Origin of the sequence: Legionella lytica, assembly GCF_023921225.1 — a bacterium.
Classification (GTDB): domain Bacteria; phylum Pseudomonadota; class Gammaproteobacteria; order Legionellales; family Legionellaceae; genus Legionella; species Legionella lytica.
This window is the reverse complement of sequence record NZ_CP071527.1, coordinates 3,166,139-3,180,327: the sequence shown is the minus strand read 5'-3', so window position 1 is coordinate 3,180,327 and position 14,189 is coordinate 3,166,139. Positions and strand designations below refer to the sequence as shown.

The following is a 14,189-nucleotide window of genomic DNA, read 5'->3' as shown; positions in this document are numbered from 1 at the left end:
TTTCAGCGCAATATTGCCGAAAGTGAGTAATTACGTCAAAAGGGTCGCCATCTGTAAGTGAGGTTTGATGTTGGGAGTGAACCTAAAATTCACCTTGATGCATTATCTTTCTCAGCCCCACAAAAATCACAATAGGGTAATAATGCATAGCGAATATGTGAACAATGCGTGCATTGTGTAAATAATTCCTCTCCACACCCTGGACAGGTATAACGGTTAATTCCATGTAAATTAGAATTAGTTAGTGGCGGATTTGCTCCTTTTTCCACCGTAACAAATTTGGTAAACCCAGGTTTTATAGGAAATTGGCATATAGGGCATTGAACTTTTTGATATGCTTCTCGATATTGCTTCTGTAACCAATCGGGTTTAGGTGTCACTACCATACGTAATCTGGAAATTAGTGTTTGTGCGGTAAAGTAGATTAAGGCAAAAACCAGAATGTATTTAAAAATATAGGAAGGAAAATAATAATGCATAACCTCATATATTTTATAGAAAACCGCGATTCCCGCAGCCATTATTAACGGCTTATACATACTGTTCCTATAGCGGCGAAATAGGTAGGCAGATATCAATAATAAGGGGATTAAAACCAGCAATTGTAATCCTGCCATCGCCCAATTATGGCGAACCCATAAGTCATTATATTCCTTCTCTGCTTTTTGATTTTGCTTATCTAATTGGCGGTCTATGTCATTGAGTTGATTTTGTAGTTGTTGTCTTGCCAAATTATCTTTAGTGATTGAGCTGTTTAAATCTTGAAATTGGTTTTGATAATTTAAATACAAGCTAGTTACCTGTTGTAAATTTTTTTCAGACTCAGGAGAAAAGGTGATGCCCTTTTGAATACTGGCTTTTTGTAAGTCCAGTAACTGATTCATAGTATCTCGATAACTATTAATACTTGTTTGTAAGATGTCTTGCTGCTGTTTTTGTTGATCAACTTTAGCGACAAGCTTATCCAGTTGATGATTAAAAGATTCTTTATTTTTAACTAAGGTAGGGTCTTGATATTTTTTTTGAACTTCTTGCAAAGAGGGACCTGCTTGATTACCGATGTCATCCATCACAAAACCAAGAAACCAGTAGATCAATAAGCCCAATAATATGGTGAGCGTGATAACTAACGCGCGATGCCCCTTTGGTCCTTTTTTCTCTTTTACTAGTGCAGTATCCATGATTAAGTTCGCTTAGTTTATTCTAGGCCCATAGTCTATATCTAAATTATAGGACATGTTTGCATTCCGCCTGGCGTTTTGCTCATTAAATAAATTTACTGTCTATAATTTGATTAATGTGGCTACTCGAGTTTATTATGTCAAAGACCGCATATACTGAAGCAGTAAGGTTTTTACGGGATGTTACTAAACTGGATTGGTTCGGCTGGGTGGATGATGATGACAATGTTGATGCAGTAACGTACCTTCCTGCTTCTGATTGGGCGAAGATCGCATACTTAATCGTGTTGCCTGAAGAGATACGTACGCGAATGAGTATGGATATTACCGCTGAGTTCATCAGGCTTTCAGTTCCTAGAGTTAACTCTCATCCCATGATTGACTATTTGAATGATCTTGTAGAAGCTACAGGTCCTCTACAGGAAAGACCGATATTACATGAACCACGTCAATTAAATATTGCTACCGTATCAATGCCTACAGGATTTTTCGCACAACAAGCACCTAGATCAATTCAACAGCAAATAGCTCTATTTGATCTGCATGTAGGTGTATCCAATGAGCAGCTCATGGAAAAACGTAAAAATTTTTTTCCTGATGAAATGGCAATTTGTGTGATGCCAGAATTTTATAGTCATTGTGTCGTTGGTGCAAAAACAAATTTATTTATGCCCTATGCCGCGCAACAAAAGTTATTAGCCGGTTACTGCGAGGTTAGTCAAAAATATCCCTCTTTATTAATTATGGTTAATATGACTGCAAATACTTCCGATGTGGTTAGTGATGCTGAGGGAGAGAAGATTGGTCATAAGCCTAAGATTCAAAAAACAAATATGTTACTTGGTCTCAAAAATGGGGTTATTGTTTATGCCAGTTATAAATTAAACAAAGGGCCTGCGGATATTCCTGCAAATGAACTACTGTTTTCTGAGGCGGAGCGAAATACGTACTGGCATGGTTCTGTTGATAAGAAACTGATGCCTTTGGCTTATTTTAAACAATTTAAGGGAATAACCATTGCGGGTAGTGTGTGTATTGATGCGCAAGAAGGGGTTTTAGGTAAATATTTAAGAAAACAATTTGCAGAGGAATTTTCCACTGATGATTTTGGGCCTGCGGTGCAAGTTATTTCTTCAAGTTCTATGGCCTTGCCTCTTTTTAAAAAACGTCAAAAAATGGAGCCTAATCAAATTGTGACTCCCTCAATTAGTCAGGGCGTAATTATTCAAGCGGATGGTCATAATCATTTAAAGCGCTCAGGAGTTTGGTTAGTTAATGGGGAGGAGTTTTCACGCCAAGAGCCTAATAGCGCTACGGTGTTGCAAGATGGTTCTCGAATAGAGACTTATTCTATTAATGTGAAGCTCTTACATAATAAATTGCATGATCTGGTTGGAAAAGATATTGAAGAAGAAAGCCCTAGCCCAAAACTTAATTAATAAAAATCCTCCGGGTAGAGTTTTTTGTTTAGCCACTTAAATACAGTGCTGTAATTTAATAGTAATTTTGTTTATCATAAAATTTTGCTTATTTATGATTTTCTTGTGGAACATTTTCTTAAAAAATTAGTCTCCTTAGGACCTAAAATATCCTTTTTAGATAGAGGAGGTTACGGACAACGACTTTTTGACGTCATTCAGAAATTGATACGCTATATCAATTCAATGAATCGGCTTTTCTTATTTTCCGTAGTGATTCCCGTGCTGCTTTCAATGATTTATTTTGGTGTGATTGCCTCTGACATCTATGTTGTGCAATCTCAATTTGTGATTCGTGATTCTCAACATAAAGCAATGAACAGTTTAGATTCAATGCTTAGCCATTCAGGTCTTATGGGTAGTCCCAATAATAATTTTATTATTCAAAATTACATTCTTTCGGGTGATGCGCTTCGTTTCCTTGAGGGACAATTAAATATAGAGACGCATTACAGTAACAAAGCCATTGATCGTTTTAATCGTTTTGGTGGTTTGACTTGGGATATTAGTTTTGAATCTTTATTAGAATACTATAAAAAACATATTGGCGTGACAATTGATAGCGCGTCCTCTATTTCCACTTTAACCGTACGTGCATTTAGTGCAGAAAAAGCATATGAAATTAATCAAGCATTGCTTCAGAAAAGTGAGGCATTAGTGAATCAGATTAATAAACGTGCGCGACAGGACATGTTACATTTTGCAATGACTGAGGTTGCTAATGCAGAACAAAAGGCCAAAAAGACTGCATTAGCCTTGCTCGCATATCGACAAAAAAAGCAAGTGTTTGATCCGGTAAAACAAACAACGCTAGAGTTACAAAGAGTTTCTAAATTAGAAGATGAGCTTATCCTGAAACAAGAACAGCTCCGACAAATGGACACACTGACCCCTAAAAACCCTCAATTACCCGTACTTCGGCAAAAAGTCGCCTCTTTAAAAAATAATATTAAAATTCAAAAGGGGCAAATAGCCGGCACTCAGAGCTCTTTATCAAACAAGGCCTTAGGGTACGAGCATTTAAAACTAGAGAACACCTTTGCTCAAAAGCAATTGGCAGCAGCATTATCATCACTTGAGCAGGCTCGAATTGATGCGGCGCGCAAGCAAATATATCTTGAGCGAATTGAAAATCCGTTTACACCAGAAAGTGCTATCGAACCTAAACGTATTTTAGATATTTGTTCTACATTGTTATTAAGCTTAGTCGTTTGGGGTGTTCTCTCCATGTTTATTGCTGGTGTAAAGGAACATCAAGATTAACAAACAGGATATACGAATTGATTTATGAGTTTAAAAATTCTTTTCGAATTCAAAAGCGAGTTATTGGCGCTTTGCTTTTACGGGAAATCATTACTCGCTACGGGCGTCATAATATAGGTTTTTTATGGCTTTTTGCGGAGCCTATGCTGTTTACTTTAGGTATTACTGCTTTATGGAGTTATTCTGGTGCGCATCAACATTTTTCATTACCTATAACCACATTTGCATTAACCGGCTATTCTTCAGTATTACTGTGGCGCAGCATTCCTGGCCGATGTAGCAATGCATTAGAGCCAAACAGGGCTTTGATGTATCACCGTAACGTACGACTAATTGATTTGTTCTTTTGCCGCATTATCCTTGAGGTGGCTGGGGTTACCGGGTCTTTTATTATTCTTAGTTTTATTTTTATATTTCTTGGATGGGTTCAAATACCCGAAAATATTTTAAAAGTATTTCTGGGATGGGGTTTGTTAGCTTTATTTGGTGCAGGTCTTGGTTTATTTATTGGCGGCTTAGCAACTCAAAGTGAATTAGTATCAATTATTTGGCACCCTTTGTCCTATCTATTATTTCCCCTGTCAGGTGCTGCATTTATGATGGATTGGATGCCTGTCACTGCTCAAAAATGGATTGCATTAGTGCCGATGATTCATGGAGTGGAACTCATTCGAGAAGGGTATTTTGGTTCTTTTGTACACGCGCATTATGATGTGATGTATCTATTGTCCTGCAGCCTGGTCTTAATTTTGTTAGGCTTACTACAAATTAAAAAATTATCCCAGAATATGGTGCTGCAATGATTCATTTTAATCAGGTTGGAATGAAGTATCCAACCCGCAGTGGGATGAGAACTGTTTTTCAAGGAGTAAATTTGAGTATTGCTCCAGGTGATAAGGTAGGAATTTTAGGAAGTAATGGAGCAGGAAAATCAACGCTGTTACGTCTAATTAGTGGTGTTGAATTACCTTCTGAAGGGGAAATAAAACGAAGTATGAGTGTATCTTGGCCTTTAGCTTTTAGTGGTGCATTTCAGGGAGCATTAACCGGTGCGGATAATTTGCGTTTTATTTGCCGTGTTTATGGGGTAAATTTCGCGGATAAAATTGATTTTGTTCAAGAGTTTGCAGAGTTGGGTGTTTTTTTTCGTGAACCAGTAAAGAATTATTCTTCAGGGATGCAGGCTCGTTTAGCTTTCGCGATATCCATGGCTATTGAGTTTGATTGTTATCTGATTGATGAGGTTATTGCCGTGGGGGATTCTCGGTTTCATGAAAAATGTCACTACGAGTTGTTTGAAAAACGCCAGGATAGGGCCATATTAATTGTGTCACATCAAGCAGAGCAAATTCGCCAATATTGTAAACGAGCCTATGTCATTCATAATGGTTCGCTGTATGAGCAAACTGATTTATCTGAAGCGTATGAGTTTTATGATAAAAATCAAAATAATTAGTGGTGTGCGTGTTTGCGTGAGCAGTAGGTACCGCAATGGATTTTATGGGGAATTTGCATTATGGATAAAGAAATAAAAAAAACCAAAGTACTGCTTGAAATGAGACCAGCCTTAGGCGAGTTTGCTGGGATTCCTCAAGAAGTTCGATTGCTAATGTATGGCTTGCGTAAAATAAATACCTTTGATATCGAGGGAATGCTGCAATCCTCTAATAGGTTTTTAGCAAAAGGGAAGCGTGATCAGAAATTACATGGGAATAGTTTTAGCCAAGCACGGCTTTTTAATCGTTATTCGCGTGTGATTATTTCCTTATCTGAAAAAACGTCTCGGACTAAAATAGCTTTTATTCTTAAATGGTTGCGTCATCGGCTGATTACCATTTTGATTCACGGGAAAGTGTACTTAGGATTGGGGGAGGTGCAGTTAACGCACTTTGATTCGCAACATTTTAAAGACTTTACTTGGCGTACTCTTTTTGCAAAAACCTTACCTGCATCAGATTTTGAGTTGGTTGCTTCGGTGAATCATAAAATTTGTTCTATTCCTTGGCAGACATTTCATGGGGTTGGCTTAGGTTTTTTGAATTTTAATAATAAACCGAAATATCCAATATTAAATACAAAAGAATTTGACGTTTTTATTAGCCAAACACCTTATCCAGGACGAGTTAGTAAAAATACCGCACTTGTTGTTCGATACCATGATGCAATTCCTGTATTAATGCCGCATACCATCTCAGATAAATCATTTCATCAAGCCTCGCACTTCAATGCTTTAATGAGTAACGTAATGTCTGGGGCGTGGTTTGCTTGCGTTTCTGAATTTACACGCCAGCAATTGATTAAAATTTTCCCTGAAGCGGCAGAGCGCTCCATAACGATACATAATATGATTTCCAGTCATTACTTTTTCGAGGAATCCTCTCATGAGCATATCCCTAATATTATTAGGGGGTATTTGCAGCAAGGAACGAAATTAACTGATGATGAGTTGGGAACGGGAGCGGAATGTTTCGCGACAATGGGTTCTCAAAAGTTGAATTATCTTTTAATTGTTTCCACTATTGAGCCAAGAAAAAACCATCTTAATTTAGTTGCTGCCTGGGAGTTATTAAAAACAGAGGTTGATCCTGATCTGAAATTACTTGTTGTTGGGGCTCCAGGCTGGGATTATGCGCCATTGCTCACAGCCATGCAGCCTTGGATTGAACAAGGAAGCATTTATATATTGAATTCTGTTCCTGCTTATTATTTACGGCTTTTGTATCGACATGCAGCCGCAACAGTTTGTCCTAGTATTTGTGAGGGATTTGATTTTTCAGGGGTTGAATCAATGCGTTGTGGTGGAATCACAGTTGCCTCTGATATTCCCGTGCATCGAGAAGTTTATGGAAATGCGGCTGAATATTTTGATCCTTATGCGGTATCTAGTTTGGTTAATGCGTTGAGAAAAGTACTCTACCAACCTAATTCATCACAAATACAAGAGTCTTTACGACAACAGGGGCAAATTGTATCTGCGCGCTATTTGCCTGAGAATATTTTGCCAAAATGGGAGTCCTTTATTCAGTGTGTTAAGGAAGGCAGTTTAATGGGTATGAATTTACCTTTGCGAGCCAGCGCTCAACGAGTTGCAGCGGAGAGTGTCCAGAGGCAATTGAAAATTTAATCGACACGGTCCTAATGGGGTTAGAACGCATGCCGTCATTTCTTTACATTGATGTTACTCGTTTAATTCGTAGGCAACTGCAGCAGTTAAAACCAACGGGAATTGATCGAGTGATGCTTGCTTATGTGAAGCATTATCAAAGCTCTGCATATGCTGTGGTTTATTATTTTGGTCGCCTATGGCAATTATCTGCTCAGCAGTCACAGCAGCTTTTCTTTTTGTTACTGTCTGGTAATGACAATCGTCTTACTTTAAGTTTGTTTGTTTTTAGATCGCTACGTTTTTCATTGAGAAAAAAACCGAATAGCACCCTGTTAATATTAGGGCATAGTCATTTGGAAAAGAAGCGCTACATACAGGAAGTTTCAAAAACACAATGCACGCCTATTTTCTTTATCCATGATTTAATTCCGCTCACCCATCCAGAATATTGCCGCTTGGGGGAAAACGAAAAGCATAAGCGCCGTCTCCATCATGTACTTGATTTAGCCAAGGGAATTATTGTGAACTCAAAAGATACTCATGACCGCTTAGTACATTTTTCCTCCTCCATAGAAAAAAACTTACCCGTAACTTGCATCGCGCCATTAGGGACTAACTTACCTAAATCTTCTTTACCAGGACGAATTATTGTCCCTCCTTATTTTGTTATGATAGGCACTATTGAGCCGCGTAAAAACCATATTATGGTGCTGCAGGTATGGAAAAAATTAATTGAACAATTTGGAGATAATACTCCGAAGCTCATTCTCATTGGACGAAGAGGCTGGGAGTGTGAGCACATAACACGTACATTAGATCGTTGCCCAACCCTGCGGGGGTTTATTCAGGAGTGGAGTCAGTGTCCTGATGAGGAGTTGTCTTCTTGCTTGCAACATTGCCAGGCATTATTATTTCCCTCGTTTGCCGAGGGCTATGGTTTACCCTTGGTTGAGGCATTAAATGCAGGTATTCCGGTGATTGCGAGTAAAATCGCGGTATTACAAGAAATTGGTGGTGATGTTCCTGAATACATTGATCCTCTGGATTCAATGCAATGGATGAATACAATTGCTGATTATATGCAACAAAATAGTGTATTAAGGCAAGCACAGCAAAAGCGGTTAGCCCATTATAAAGTGCCGACATGGGAGAGTCATTTTTTGATAACGGAGCGTTTTTTTCAGGCTACTGCGAGTTAAGGATGGCGATTTATACCTCGAAAAGTTCTTCAGTGATGGATACGTCTACACCCAATTATCCTAATAAGCGTGCTACGATTTATGTTTGGCGTATGCCTTTGTGGAAAAGGCCTATTATTAAACGATTTCTTGCGGGGCACAGGCTTTGTTTTACCCAGCAAATACAGCGTGTTAAATCGGGTTCTTCATTATTGCTTTGGGGCACTGGGCCTGTGCCAGCCGGAATAAATCAGAACGTTAGTATTTTGCGAGTAGAAGATGGTTTTTTGCGTTCCGTTGGTTTGGGGGTTGAGCTGACTCGGCCTATCTCTTGGGTTATTGATACGCAAGGGATCTATTATAATGCAACGACTACTTCGGATCTGGAGCAAATTTTACAATATTCCATTTTTTCAGAGCAGCTATTAGAACGAGCTAGCCTATTTCACCAACGTTTGGTTGCCTGTGGCGTTACAAAATATAATTTGTCAGGACCTGATTGGAAACCAGCAAGCTATGGTAAGCGCATTATTCTGGTTCCAGGACAAGTTGAAACTGACGCATCGATTGTTTTTGGTGCTGAGGTTATTAATACCAATATAGGTTTAGTTCAGACTGTACGGGAAAATAATCCTGATGCATGGTTAATCTATAAACCACATCCTGATGTGGTTGCTGGGTTACGTGCTCGGGGTATTAATGATCAAAAAATAAAACAATATTGTGATGAGTATCTTGAGTTTGTATCAATTGAACAGCTGTTACAGCATGTGGATGAAGTACACGTGATGACTTCTTTGGCTGGATTTGAAGCGTTGCTTCGCGGTAAGTCTGTTACCTGTTACGGATTACCTTTTTATGCTGGATGGGGATTGACCATTGATATGATGAGTACTTCTCGCCGCACACGGAAACTTAGCCTGCAGGAATTAATTGCTGGTGCTTTATTGCTTTATCCAAGTTATATTAGCTGGGAAAAAAAAACCAAAATCACTCCAGAAGAAGCGTTAGACGAATTAATCTTAAAAAAAGAATTAAAAACTCCTGGAAGAACAGCATGGTTAAAACGTTTTTATCGCGCCTTACTTCGGTTAATTGTAGGTGTGCGATAAAAGATCTGAGCTCATTGAACAAGGAGTATTGGTTGTTAGTTTATGTAATAAGAAGCAGTTTTTTAGGTTTTTTAACTGGCTCTATGTTAACAGGGTGTGCAACTAATCCTGCATGGCTTTCTTCATCTGGGCCAAGTAGGGTTCAAGTAATGAATTCGCCCGCTCATGGTATTCGTGTAGTGCAGGTAAGCAGCGAGGTTGCGCAAAGGCTTAATACTTATAGACATAAACAACTCTTCTCTGAAATTTTTCCTCTTTCGCATCAAGCGCGAGATAAAATTGGAACTGGAGATGTTATTGAAGTGTCCTTATGGGAAGCACCTCCGGCGATGTTATTTAACAGTTCGGTAATTAACCCTACGGGACAGTCGACAACACAAGTTACCATTTTCCCTGGACAAATGGTGAATTCAAAAGGATATATCCGTATTCCTTTTGCGGGAAACATTCGTGCGGCAGGACGTACTCCGGCGCAAGTTGAGGCGACTATTATTGCCCAACTTAAAGGGAAATCTCATAATCCTCAGGTATTGGTGCGCATCGCTGCTAATAATTCTTCTGATATTACGGTAGTGGGCGAAGTTGCTGCCAGCCGGCGTGTTCCTTTAACTCCTCACCGAGAGCGTTTATTAGATGCTTTAGCAGCGGCTGGAGGAGTACGACAAGATGTGAACAAAATTACTCTACAAGTGACGCGAGGTAATAAAGTAGGGGCTCTTCCTTTAGCACAGATTATTAGTGATCCGAAACAGAATATTGAATTGCAGGCAGGGGATGTGGTTACTGCATTATTCAAACCTCACAGTTTTACGGTATTAGGTGCAACGGGTAAAAATGAGGAGATTAATTTTGAAGCTCAAGGAGTTTCTCTAGCCCAAGCTTTGGCACGAGCAGGCGGATTGCAAGATATACGAGCGGATGCACGGGCTATTTTTATATTTCGTTTTGAGGAGCGGAATGTATTGGCCAATTCATTAAAAACGAAATCACAATCCAGATATATTCCCATTATATACCAAGTAAATTTACGCGATCCGAGCAATTTCTTTATCACGCAGCAGTTTATGATTAATAACAATGATGTTCTTTATGTGTCCAATGCGCCTGCAGTCGACTTGCAGAAATTATTAAATATTATGGTATCTGCGGTATATCCTGTGGTTAATATTGGGGCGATGACGATTGATCGTATTTGAAGAATTCGCGGCGCTCATGTCTTCCCGGATTTCGCTATACTGCATCCAGGCTACTTCTAAATGTAGTTGTTTTGGTTGCATAAAAGTGCGAAAAAAGTATAGAAAGAGTTTACCGTCAGAAAGGGAAGATCAATACATAATAATATGCATACCCACTAACACTAAAATGCAGTCTTAATGGGTAAGCTAATTTTATTTGCAATATTGATTTCCAGCCCAATCTTGTTTACAAAATGTTACGAATGCTGGGTCGGTATGATATTGATTAATGCGCAACAATCCCTGCAACCACAGCCTCTTACTTAGAAAACATATTCGTGACTGGCCTCCATTAATGCGGCTGATTTAATATGAATATGGCCAGGCTTGGTAAATGGCAATGATATTAATCGGCTGTAACGTCCTGAATCAACTTCTGAAAAATGATGACGCTCAATAAATGTTTTCGCTGCATGATTATGTTCTGTGTTATTAAATTGATAATATAAATAATCATGTTTAGAATTTCTTACAATTAAATTATCAAGAATTGCGTCCTCTATACCAAGTCCAAATACACGGCAACTCATAACCATTTGTTTGATGTTATTTTGTTTTAACCAAATCACTGAGATTAAACCATATTGGGTATAACTATCCTCCGCATTGACACAAAGCATGGCCCACCCATCCTGAAATAGCTGCTCGCAGTCAGCTGGCGTAAATGTTTGTCCGGTGCTATTGAACTGATTCGTTTTATTTAATAGTTCTAATGCTCTTTGGAACTTAATATCATTACTGGAATAGCACATGTTGAACACTAAAGATAAATTCAGGTTTTCTAAGAATGATGTTTGATCCATTTTTTGTAAGTCTACATCGCGACGTAATTGAGCTTGCATCATTTGTGATTTATTTACTGATTCAGTCGTCAATACGGCACGTTGCATTTCCGGACTCCAAAGCACGATGCGACGCCAATAAAGTGGTTCTGTACCTGCGGTACGCACCATCGGCAACAACTCTTGTACTAAAGCTATTTCTCGGGGATTGTCGTCAATAAATAAAATATTTTCTAAGCCTACATTCAGCTTTTTAGCAATAGTTGTGATATTGGTGGCTTTATCTTCCCAATTGATGCAATGGCAAACAAAATCATCCCAAGCAATTAAACGAAACGTTAGTTCATCCCAATTTTTTTGTATCCAATCGTGATCATTTTTACTGGCGATTGCCAACATAATGCCTCGTTGTTTAGCCCAGCGCAGTGCTTCAATAAAACCTATAGGCCATCCTTCCAATGTTCCCAGCTTATTCTCTCTTGCAATACCACGCCATAGGGTATCGTCCAAGTCTACGACAATAACCTTGATTACATCGACTTGCATAATGGTGCGATAAGCGGCTAGTAGTTCTAGCCAATATAATTGCCATAATGATTGATTGGTAGTGTAACGTTTTGTAGCTCTGACTGCAGGAACGATACGTTCTTGATCCTGCTCAAAATCAAAATCAACTAAACTTTGTGCATGACTGCTAATAGAGACCGAGTGACTTTGTATGTATTTTTTACCATAAGTACTCGCAATTTCATCGATATCACAATAAAAAGTATTAGGAAACTTGCGTGCGCAAGCTTCTATTTCCATATTAAGGCGCTCAACAAAATAAACAATATTGCGTAGATCATAGCGCGGAAGTAAGCGTCCCATAGGATTTTGTTGTGTTGGCAGTAGTCCCATAAAGAAAGTAACTAGCCCATGCTGCCGTCCCCATAAGCTGCCTAGCTCTAAGAACTTACGAACAGCAATGACACATTCCTCAAAAAAAGCCTCATGCGCGGCTAGATCATCGTAAGGTAAAGAAAGTATATGAAGATGCTTTGTGATGGAGCGTAAGGGGGGCTGAATTACTTGAAATGTGTATTCAGATGCAGGAAGCGATGGCGGAGGTGGTGGCTCGTCAAATAAGTAATTCAGTAGCTGGTGCTCCACTGCTAGCCCCATTTCCTGCCCAATTACTCGCAGAGGTTCTCCACCACAATGAGCAAGGACCAGTATTTTTTTTAATGGCAGCAAGCTTCGATGTAAGCTATTGGGTACTCGATAATGAAGATGATCGTGGTCTGTTAGTAGCGTTTGGGGGAGAATGTCTTTATCTTGTTCCACTTGCCTATTTTTTTCGCGATATTCATCTGAATCTACAAATATTCTCCGTAAGGCTTGCCATGAGTCAACAGCACAATATTGGTCTATTACTGCTTCATTTTCAGGCTCCCTTCCTAGAATAAATCGATAAGCAGAAATAACTTCATGACGTTCCATTTACAATATCCTTGTACTAGGCAAAGTGAAATATCATAGCAGAGAGTGATTGCCCTCTCCAATATCAACAAAACATTTGCTCCCACTGTGTGAAATAAGGAGCATAAAACTCCCCTTGAAATTGAGTCGTTTTTTTCATGTATAAATAAAAATTATTGAATAGTTCTTCGTTTACAATGAAGTCTTTAGACTCCGTCCAAAATGAATCCAGCCCTTTTTGATAGGTTAAGAAGGGGATGTTATAGATGGCTGTATTTGATAAACAAATAACGGGGACTTTATGCTGCAGTGCTGTGAGTCCTACTGTAGAATTTATTACGATCACACCGATTGCATTTTTGATGGTGATATCAAGATCGCATCGATAGATGTATTTTACTCTATGTTCAACGCCATATCTTTTAGATAAAGAATTTATTAATTTTTTATAGTTATTATGTCCTCTATCAATTGGGTGATGTTTAATAACTAAAAAAGTTTCTGGTGATGCATGATGTTTGAATGACTTAATAACACTTTTTAGGCTTTCCTCTACTGTTATATTAGCCCCATATGTAATTTGGGTATCGTTGGCTACTTGTAAAGGATAGAGATAATACTGTTTTTTATTTTTTTTTACCCAATTGTCGTGAGTATTTTTTACAAAAAAATTAAGTTTATCAGTAGATAAATTAAAAAATAGCTTAAGAAAATTAAATATATGGTAGGGTATCCATTTCCCTCTATCATCGAATTGCGCAACATGCTTTCTATTTATTAAATAATTCGTAACTACGATTCCATAACCATAAATATGGGCGTGGAATACAAACATTAGCCAGTGGTAGGGGAGCATTGCTATATTTTTTACGTGCTTATTCAATATAATACTGTCATATGGTTTTATTTCACTCCTCTCTTTAGGTGGATTAAGAGTAGAATAAAATTTAGGATCTTTAGACAGATTAGTATTTACATTAACGCCATTACGTTCAATAGTTATAAAGTGTGGCCTTACATATCCCTGTTCAAAGACATAAACTTCAATATCTAATTGTTTTGCAATTTCAATTGCAATTTGATGATAGATCCTATGCTGAGATAACAAAAATATTTGCTCTATCTGGTGTGTTTTTAGGATTTCTTTAAAGTATGCCCCCCACTCTTCAATACCACCGCGATAAAAATAAGTATTTTTATCGCGGTATAAAATTAATTCGCCCAAATGAAAATTAATTTTATAGACCTGCTCAACATTAGTTTTTTTATAACAAAAGGTTCTAAAATAGTTAAAAAATTTTCCGATAGGTCCTTGCAGTAACAGTATATTCTTTTTTAGCCTAATTTTATTAGGCCATTGATCTTTATGTGACATATAACAATCCACCATGTA

At 38.2% G+C, this 14,189-nt stretch carries 11 protein-coding genes; 8 read left to right on the top strand and 3 right to left on the bottom strand.

Annotated features, from left to right (window positions below; all coding sequences use genetic code 11):
* Positions 1-89: 89 nt before the first annotated feature.
* Positions 90-1,181 (bottom strand): hypothetical protein, encoded by a 1,092-nt coding sequence (locus J2N86_RS13935; protein ID WP_252580081.1) that lies wholly within the window; start codon positions 1,179-1,181, stop codon positions 90-92.
* 137 nt (positions 1,182-1,318) lie between these two features.
* Here J2N86_RS13935 and J2N86_RS13930 point away from each other — a divergent pair, with 137 nt between their 5' ends.
* The 8 genes from J2N86_RS13930 to J2N86_RS13895 all read left to right on the top strand — a co-directional run bounded on the left by J2N86_RS13930 (position 1,319) and on the right by J2N86_RS13895 (position 10,514).
* On the top strand, positions 1,319-2,620 hold the full coding sequence (locus J2N86_RS13930) for a hypothetical protein (RefSeq protein ID WP_252580080.1): 1,302 nt from the start codon (positions 1,319-1,321) through the stop codon (positions 2,618-2,620).
* Between the two features lie 105 nt (positions 2,621-2,725).
* Positions 2,726-3,922 (top strand): capsule biosynthesis protein, encoded by a 1,197-nt coding sequence (locus J2N86_RS13925; protein ID WP_252580079.1) that lies wholly within the window; start codon positions 2,726-2,728, stop codon positions 3,920-3,922.
* A 17-nt stretch (positions 3,923-3,939) separates the two neighbouring features.
* On the top strand, positions 3,940-4,725 hold the full coding sequence (locus J2N86_RS13920) for an ABC transporter permease (RefSeq protein WP_252580078.1): 786 nt from the start codon (positions 3,940-3,942) through the stop codon (positions 4,723-4,725).
* On the top strand, positions 4,722-5,378 hold the full coding sequence (locus J2N86_RS13915; RefSeq protein ID WP_252580077.1) for an ABC transporter ATP-binding protein: 657 nt from the start codon (positions 4,722-4,724) through the stop codon (positions 5,376-5,378). Before J2N86_RS13920 ends, J2N86_RS13915 begins: the two co-directional genes overlap by 4 nt.
* Positions 5,379-5,438: 60 nt before the next feature.
* Positions 5,439-7,046, top strand: coding sequence for a glycosyltransferase family 4 protein (locus tag J2N86_RS13910; RefSeq protein WP_252580076.1), 1,608 nt, complete (start codon positions 5,439-5,441; stop codon positions 7,044-7,046).
* 29 nt (positions 7,047-7,075) lie between these two features.
* Positions 7,076-8,227: a glycosyltransferase family 4 protein gene (locus tag J2N86_RS13905; protein WP_252580075.1), complete on the top strand. Its 1,152-nt coding sequence runs from the start codon at positions 7,076-7,078 to the stop codon at positions 8,225-8,227.
* Between the two features lie 2 nt (positions 8,228-8,229).
* Positions 8,230-9,318, top strand: coding sequence for a capsular polysaccharide export protein, LipB/KpsS family (locus J2N86_RS13900; RefSeq protein ID WP_252580074.1), 1,089 nt, complete (start codon positions 8,230-8,232; stop codon positions 9,316-9,318).
* 32 nt (positions 9,319-9,350) lie between these two features.
* A complete protein-coding gene (locus tag J2N86_RS13895; protein WP_252580073.1) occupies positions 9,351-10,514 on the top strand; it encodes a polysaccharide biosynthesis/export family protein in 1,164 nt (387 codons plus the stop codon).
* A gap of 302 nt (positions 10,515-10,816) precedes the next feature.
* On the opposite strand, the gene J2N86_RS13890 is transcribed toward J2N86_RS13895, so the two are convergent.
* Together J2N86_RS13890 and J2N86_RS13885 are read right to left on the bottom strand one after the other, a co-directional pair.
* On the bottom strand, positions 10,817-12,817 hold the full coding sequence (locus J2N86_RS13890; RefSeq protein WP_252580072.1) for an HAD-IIIC family phosphatase: 2,001 nt from the start codon (positions 12,815-12,817) through the stop codon (positions 10,817-10,819).
* A 64-nt stretch (positions 12,818-12,881) separates the two neighbouring features.
* On the bottom strand, positions 12,882-14,171 hold the full coding sequence (locus tag J2N86_RS13885; RefSeq protein ID WP_252580071.1) for a capsular polysaccharide export protein, LipB/KpsS family: 1,290 nt from the start codon (positions 14,169-14,171) through the stop codon (positions 12,882-12,884).
* Between the last annotated feature and the right edge of the window lie 18 nt (positions 14,172-14,189).